This is a genomic window from Micromonospora sp. NPDC047187 (assembly GCF_040643355.1).
Taxonomy (GTDB): Bacteria; Actinomycetota; Actinomycetes; order Mycobacteriales; family Micromonosporaceae; genus Micromonospora; species Micromonospora salmantinae.
The window spans coordinates 1-6941 of sequence record NZ_JBEYUF010000051.1 but is presented as its reverse complement, the minus strand read 5'-3'; the positions used below and the strand labels follow the sequence as shown (position 1 = coordinate 6941).

Genomic DNA, 6941 nt, shown 5'->3' with positions numbered 1-6941 from the left:
CCGCCGGCGGGGTGGATCCCGGCCAGGGCTGCGACGGTACGACCGGCGCGGGCGCTCCAGCCGGGGCGGGCGGGCTCACCGGAGCCGGCGCGGGTGCTGCGAGCGGCGCTCCCGCGTACGCCGGGACGGGTAGCGGCTTGCGCAGCGGCAGGTCGGTCAGGGCGCCCTCGGCCACCGGCAACTCGGGCTGGTCCAGCACCGTCGGCGCGATCCCCAGCTCGGCGTGCAGCATGCGGGCCACCAGCGGGATTCGTGACGACCCACCCACGAGGAACAACCCGTCGAGCTGATCGGGGCGCAGCCCGGCGGCGGCGATGACCTCCCGGGCCCGCTGCACCGCCCGGCGCAGCAGCGGCGTGGCCACCCGCTCGACGTCCGCCCGGGTCAGCTGGATCGTCTCGGCCACTCCCGGCACCGCGACCGGGGCGACCGTAGACCGGGACAGCGTTTCCTTCGCACCACGTACCTCGTCTGTGAGCCGGACCTGGTCGCGGCGCTGCGCCGGATCCGCCGGTCGGGTGAGCCGGGCCCACTGCGCGGCGTGCCGCTCACCGACCAACTCGCCGACCCGCCGCACCAGCGCGGCGTCGAGGTCCAGACCGCCCAGGTCGGGCAGTCCGCCATCGGCGACCACGCTGAAGCCGGAGTCACCCCAGGGGTCGGCGCCCTCGTTGCGCAGCACAGCGACGTCGAGTGTCCCGCCACCGAAGTCGAACACCGCGATCGCCCCGCCGACCGGCACCGGACGGTGCAGCACCTGCGTGTAGTAGCGGGCGGCGGCCACCGGCTCCCGCAGCAGCCGGGTGCCGGGCGGTGTCGGCCCGGCGAGGGTGTGCTCGACCGCCTGCGGCCAGCCCGCCCGCAGCAGCGCGTCGGCGAGGACCTGCCGCCGCGTCGCGTCCCAGGCGGCCGGGCAGGTGACCACGGCCGGCGGCAGGAAACCCACAGCGCCCACGGCCGCCCGCCCGACCGCCGCCAGCACCGCGGCGAGCAGGTCGGCCGGCGGGTACGCGCGGTCGCCGAGCCGCACTGTCGGCTCGTCCACCCGACGCTTCGGGTTCGCCTCGAACCGGGCCGGGTCGGCCTGCGCCAACCGGCGGGCGTCCCAGCCGGTGTGCAGGGTGCCGTCCGGGTCGGCGTAGACGGCGGACGGACTGAGCGGTTGACCGTCCATCAGCAGTGGACGGGTCCGCCCGTCCGGCCAGCGCAGCACCGCGACAGTGTTGGACGTGCCGAGGTCGATGCCGAGGGCGAAACCCTCGTGCTGGCCTGCCATTGCCCGATACCTCCGCCGCGACGAGGGGAACTCGACCCCGCATCGTACGCAGGCGCCGCCGCACTGCTGATCACTCGGTCCGGGATGGTCCACTGCCTCCGGTCAGCGGGTGGAGTGGACGCCCACCACCTCGTCCTCGCTGGTCTCCCCGGTCAGCTGGAAACCGAGTTTCAGGTAGAACTGCTCCGGGCCGTCCGGCCCCGGCTTCCCTACTGAGCGGGGCCGTGCAACAGGCCGTCGAGCAGCCCACGCAGGCCGAACTGGAACCAGGTGTCCAGGTCGGCGTCGGGTCTGGTCTGCCCGGCCTCGGCCAGCCACTGTCGGTCCCGGGTACGGCCGGTCCGCTCCAGCCGGGTGCGGGTCGCCAACCACCAGGCATGGTAGGTGGTGTCATCGGGGTCACGCCGGATGAGCAGGGCCATGCCCTGGACGTAGCCGCTGAGCGCCAGGTAGGCGCGGAACGCATCGGCCGGTTCGTACCCGGCGCCGGTGAACGCCGTCACCACCCGATCGACCATGGCGAGTACCGCCGGCCCGGTCGGCGGCCGGTCAGTGGCGAGGATGGCCAGCAGCCAGGGGTACCTGCGGTACATCGCCCACTCGTCCCCGGCCAACCGTTCGAGCCGTCGGCGCGGATCGCGCGGTAGTGGCGCGGTGCCGGGCGGACGGGTTGAGGTGATCTGCTCGGCCATCGCGGCGAGGAGGTCGGCCCGGTTCCGGACGTGCCGGTACACGGCGTGGGCGGGCAGGCCGGCGCGTTGGGCGAGGACCCGCAGGGAGACGGCGTCCAGACCGCCCGCGTCCGCCAGCTCGACCGCGAGGGCGACCAACCGGTGGCGCGGGTCGCCGCCGGTCGGCGCGGGCAGGTCCCGAATCCGACGCGGGTTGCTGGTGGGGCCGTGCTCACGACGCCTGCGGTACGCGCGGGCCTGGCAGCGCCGGGAGCAGTAGCGGCGCGGGCGCCCCCGGCCGGCGCCGACGGGCAGTTCCGCCTCGCACTCGACACACCGGGCACTGAGCACGCCGCCTCCGGTTTCGGGTGACGAAAGGCACTACGGTCGAGCGGCCGGGTCGTCCCGATCGGCCCGGGCGGCGCGAAGCAGCCGGAGCTGACCGATCTCCGCGACGTTCTTCATCAGCTCCGAGTTGACCCAACCGATCGTGTGCGTGACGGTGTGGTCGGTCCCGTCCGGCCAGGGAAACGTCGCGAGGCGGTCGAGGTCGCTGTCACCGAGCTGGTCGAGCAGAGCCAGCCATTCGGTGCGCAGTCCACGCAGCCAGGCGACACTCGGCTCGCCCGCGCCCGGCCAGACAACGGCCGTGCGCTGCCGCGCTGATCCACCCCGGAGATGGTCCATCGCCACGGTCCACCACCAGCCGACGTGCCAGGTGAGCCAGCCGATCGTCGGCACCGGGACCGGGTCGGGTTCGGTGTCGGCCCAGTCCGGGGTCCAGGTGCCGTCGGTGCTCTGCCGCACCGACCAGCAGTGGTGGGCCGGTTCCCAGAGGAAGTCCGTGGGATCGAGTCGCTCAAGGTGGTACTCGAACAGCGACCACGTCAGGTCGAACTGCCAGCGCAGGAGGGCCAGGGGCGCTACGGACATCCGGAGATTCTGTCGGGGCACCGGCACCGCCGTCCACAAAATAACCCCACCCACCCACCTACTCGCGGTGATCATGAGGTTGGCGGGTTCCACAGAGATCGAATCACCCGCCAATCCCATGATCAACCGGTAGGGCGGGCGGGGGCGGCGGTGGGGCAGCGGTCGGAGAGGGCGTAGCGGAGCAGGACCACGTCGCCGATCTGGCGGGCCTCGGCCAGGCGGGCGCGGCGGCCCGGGTGCCAGGGGAAGCGACCCTCTCCGACGAACCGGGGCGCCCGGCCGTCACCGACGAAGAACGGGGCGACCACCAGGTGCAGTTCGTCGGCGAGACCGGCGGCGAGGAACTGGGCGTGCACCGTCCCGCCGCCCTCCACCATCACCCGCTGTACGCCCCGTGCGGCCAGGTCGGTCAGCAGCCACCCCGGGTCGACGGGCTCACCCGCGTCGATCACGGTGGCCAGTCGGCCGACCCGCTCCTCGGTCTTCTCCAACGCGCCGGTGGCGCAGTAGACGAGCCGGGCCGAATCACCGGCGGTGAAGAAGCGGGCGGTCGGGTCGAGGTCTCCCTGGGCGGTCAGGGTGACCTTGGTGGGCGAGGCGGGTCGACCGGCCGCCACCCGCTCGGCCCGGCGGCTCGGGGAGCGCACCAGCAGCCGAGGGTCGTCTCGTCGGACGGTGCCGGCGCCGACCAGGATGGCATCGCAGCTGGCCCGGACCGCGTCGACGCGGTCCAGGTCCTCCTCGTTGGACAGCAGTAACCGCTGCTCGGAGGCGTCGTCGATGTACCCGTCGATGGAGGCGGCACAACTCAGCAGCACGTACGGCCGCGTCGGGCCCGGCCGCCAGCTCATCGGGAGACGGGCCGCTCAGGAGCGCGACCCGCGAGCACATCCGCCGCCTCGACCGCCTCGGCCGCCTCGACCTCCGCCGCCTTGGCCGCCTTCGCCGCCAGGTAGTCGGCGTTGGCCGGCGAGAGGAAGACGCTGGTGAGCACCCGTTCGGCCACGTCCACGCCCAGCCGGGTCAACTGCTCGGCCTTGTCCGGGTTGCTGCTCAGCAGTCGGACCCGCGGCACGCCCAACGTGGCCAGCATCTGCGCGGCGGCGGTGTAGTCCCGCTCGTCCTCGCCCCGGCCCAGCGCGACGTTGGCCTGGTAGGTGTCCAACCCGGCGTCCTGCAACGCGTACGCGTCGAGTTTGGCGTACAGGCCGATGCCACGACCCTCCTGTCGCAGGTAGAGCAGGAAACCACCGGTCTCGGCGATCCGCTGCACCGCCTCGCGCAGTTGCGGCCCGCAGTCGCAACGTTCGCTGCCGAACACGTCGCCGGTCAGGCACTCGCTGTGCGGACGGACCAGCGGAGCCGCTCCCCCGGCGGCGAGCCGGTCCAGGGCGCCCGCCCAGTCGCCGAGGCCGAGGGCCAGGTGCTCCCGACCGTCCACCAGGCCCTTGAAGGTGAACACCCGGGCGGTCGTGGTGTAGCCATCCGGAAACGCCAGCGGCACCGTGACCTGCGTGCGGATCGTGGCAACCGGCAATGCTTCGGGCATGGGACTCCTTTGTCCGGCGCCACCGCCGTCCGGCGACGCGTACCGTCTCACAACCGACTCAACATCCGCCGCCGGAGGCGGCTTCCCGGGCGGCGACCGGGATTCGACGCCGACGGGCCAGCAACACGGCGGCCCCGGGCAGGCTGGCCACCAGCACCAGTGCGCCGTAGACGGTGGCGGTGGCGACGCCCTCGGCCGCGCTGAGGCCGGCCGCGCCGAACACCCACGCCGCCACCCCCTCGCGCGGCCCGAAGCCGGCCACGTTCAACGGCAGGCCCATGGCGAGCAGGGCGAGCAACGTCAACGGCAGCAGACGCGACAGCGGGGCGTCCGACCCGGCGGTACGCGCCGCCACCAGGAAGGTGGCCAGGTGACCGGCGACCATCACGGCCGAGGCGACCAGCACACCGAACCAGGTGCGCCGCGCCAGCAGACCCGACCGTACGTCCGCCACTGCGGTGCGCAGTGCCGTCGCCCAACGCGATCCGCCACCGTTCGGTAGGACCCGGGCCAACAGCACGACGGCCAGCCCGCCGGCGACGAGCAGCGCGGCGGCGACCGGCAGGTACGGCCGGACCGGGGACGGGAAGGCGGCGAGCACCACCAGCGCGACCCCGACCAGGACCACCTGCCCGGCGGCACGCTCCCAGACCACCGCGCGGATGCCCCGGCTCACGTCACCGGCATCGCGGCCGTGGCGTACCGCCCGGTGCACGTCGCCGAGCACCCCGCCGGGCAGTGTGGCGTTGAGGAACACGGCCCGGTAGCAGTGCGCCACAGCGGTCGCCAGCGGCAGGCGTACGCCGAGCCCGCCGGCCACCAGACTCCACCGCCACGCCGCGCAGACCGTGGTGAGCACCCCGATGGCCAGCGCCGCGGCCAACGCTGACGCGTCGATCAGTCGTACTCCGGCGAGGAACGGGCCGCTGCCCACCTGCCACAGCAGGACGGCGAGCAGACCCACCCCGCCGACCACTCGTGCCCAGGCCCAGAACATCGGCGCCGGCCCTCCCTTTGAAGATCGTCCACTTGCCCTAGTGCACGTACCCAGGGCGTGAACGGTTCATCCACCGGCGAGAAGGTCAGTGTGTTCGACGAGCACTGTGAGTCGGCCGGCCGCCGCGTCAGCCAACCGACGGCGGGCGTACGCCTGGGCGGGTCCGGTCAGGTCGGGGCGCTGCTCGCAGGCGGCCCCGAGCCATCCTCGGAACCATTCGGCGGTCAGGTCGGCCTGCTCCGGGCCGAGACGCCACGGGCTGGGCCGTTCCCGCACGTCGACGCCGCGCCGGGCGAACGCGGCGGCGGTGGCGGCGACGGCATCCGGGCCGAGCAGCCGCCGGCCCTCGACGGTACGCCGCTGGTGGTCGTTGAACGCGGCCTCGACCGCCTCGTCGAGCGGGTCGGCCGGGGTGAACCGGACCCGCCCGGTCACCGAGATGGCGAACAGGGCTGGCCGGCCGACGCAGGCGGTCGCCACCCGTTCGATCTCCTCCGCGGTGAGCATGTCCAGCAGCGCGGACGCGGTGACCAGAGAACCGTCGGCCAGGTCGTCGGCGGTCAACCGGGTGAGGTCGCCGCAGCGGGTGTGGACGGTGACCGGGGCGCCGTCGGCGGCGGTCACTCCCCTCATGCCCTCGGCGGCCCGGGCCAGCAGGTCGGCGTCCCGGTCGTGCAGCACCCAGTGCTGTGGTCCGGGCAGCCGGGCGGCCAGCCAACGACTCATCGACCCGGTGCCGCTACCCAGGTCGTGGATCACCGTCGGGGCGTCCCCGGTCAGCCGGACCCGGACGGCATCCAGCAGGTCCTCGGCGCGCGCCGCCGCGTCGGCCGGCTCACGCAACCGCAGCCAGTCGGCGAACGGCAGGGTCTCCTCGGCGGTCATTCCGCCACCTCCTTCAGCACGCCGGCCAGCAACGCGCTGGTCACCGGCCAGTCGGTCAGGGTGTCGCGCCGGGCGAGAGCGGCACGCCGCAGCCGGGCGCGCAGCGCGTCGTCGTCCAGCCAGCGGATCAGCGCGGCGGCCAGCGCCGCCGGGTCGCCGGGTGGGACCAGCAGTCCCGGGCGCTCACCGCCGGGCGCGTGACCGAGCGCCTCCGGCAGCCCACCCACCTCGGTGGTCAACACCGGCAGGCCGCGGGCCAGCGCCTCGGTGACGACCATGCCGTACGTCTCGCCTCTCGACGGCAGCACCAGCAGGTCGGCGGCGGCGTACGCGTCGTCCAACGCCGCGCCGGTCAGCGGGCCGACCAGCCGCACCCGCCCGGTGAGGCCCGCTCCGGTCAACCGGTCGCGCAGCCGGTGCACGAGATCTGGTTCCCGGGTCAACGTGCCCGCGCAGACCATCGTCCAGGACCGGCCGACCAGCGTGGTCAACGCGTCGACCAGCACGTCGTACCCCTTGTGGTGGGTGACCGCCGCGACGCAGAGCAGCCGGTCGCCGGCCACCGAGCCGCCTGCGGGCGGTGCGGGCCGCACCCCCGGCGGCGCGGCCCGGACCCGGCCGGCGAGGGCC

At 74.2% G+C, this 6941-nt stretch carries 8 protein-coding genes; all 8 read right to left on the bottom strand.

What is annotated here, in order from left to right:
* Positions 1-1276 (bottom strand): Hsp70 family protein (locus tag ABZ794_RS33685; RefSeq protein ID WP_357519465.1); only part of this gene is annotated, 1276 nt, incomplete at its 3' end.
* A gap of 209 nt (positions 1277-1485) precedes the next feature.
* Positions 1486-2298, bottom strand: coding sequence for a TetR/AcrR family transcriptional regulator (locus ABZ794_RS33680; protein WP_357519463.1), 813 nt, complete (start codon positions 2296-2298; stop codon positions 1486-1488).
* A gap of 30 nt (positions 2299-2328) precedes the next feature.
* Complete coding sequence (locus ABZ794_RS33675) at positions 2329-2880, bottom strand: DinB family protein (protein ID WP_238688717.1); 552 nt, start codon at positions 2878-2880, stop codon at positions 2329-2331.
* A gap of 122 nt (positions 2881-3002) precedes the next feature.
* Positions 3003-3731, bottom strand: a complete 729-nt coding sequence (locus tag ABZ794_RS33670) for a dihydrofolate reductase family protein (RefSeq protein ID WP_210786029.1) — start codon at positions 3729-3731, stop codon at positions 3003-3005.
* The gene (gene ribA, locus ABZ794_RS33665) at positions 3728-4429 is read right to left on the bottom strand and encodes a GTP cyclohydrolase II (RefSeq protein WP_238688716.1); all 702 of its coding nucleotides are present in this window, start codon (positions 4427-4429) and stop codon (positions 3728-3730) included. The genes ABZ794_RS33670 and ribA overlap by 4 nt, the downstream gene beginning before the upstream one ends.
* A 58-nt stretch (positions 4430-4487) precedes the next feature.
* Positions 4488-5426 carry a lysylphosphatidylglycerol synthase transmembrane domain-containing protein gene (locus ABZ794_RS33660; protein WP_238688715.1) on the bottom strand — a complete coding sequence of 313 codons (939 nt, stop codon included), beginning with the start codon at positions 5424-5426 and terminating at the stop codon, positions 4488-4490.
* A 66-nt stretch (positions 5427-5492) separates the two neighbouring features.
* Positions 5493-6311 (bottom strand): class I SAM-dependent methyltransferase, encoded by an 819-nt coding sequence (locus ABZ794_RS33655; RefSeq protein ID WP_357519459.1) that lies wholly within the window; start codon positions 6309-6311, stop codon positions 5493-5495.
* The coding region (locus ABZ794_RS33650; protein ID WP_357519457.1) for a glycosyltransferase family 4 protein at positions 6308-6941 on the bottom strand (634 nt) is incomplete at its 5' end. The genes ABZ794_RS33650 and ABZ794_RS33655, both read right to left, overlap by 4 nt.

Excerpts from the sequence above, each read along its gene's own strand:
- ribA (WP_238688716.1), bottom strand. The coding sequence starts at position 4,429 with ATGCCCGAAGCATTGCCGGTTGCCACGATCCGCACGCAGGTCACGGTG.
- ABZ794_RS33670 (WP_210786029.1), bottom strand. The coding sequence starts at position 3,731 with ATGAGCTGGCGGCCGGGCCCGACGCGGCCGTACGTGCTGCTGAGTTGT.
- ABZ794_RS33655 (WP_357519459.1), bottom strand. The coding sequence starts at position 6,311 with ATGACCGCCGAGGAGACCCTGCCGTTCGCCGACTGGCTGCGGTTGCGT.
- ABZ794_RS33675 (WP_238688717.1), bottom strand. The coding sequence starts at position 2,880 with ATGTCCGTAGCGCCCCTGGCCCTCCTGCGCTGGCAGTTCGACCTGACG.
- ABZ794_RS33660 (WP_238688715.1), bottom strand. The coding sequence starts at position 5,426 with ATGTTCTGGGCCTGGGCACGAGTGGTCGGCGGGGTGGGTCTGCTCGCC.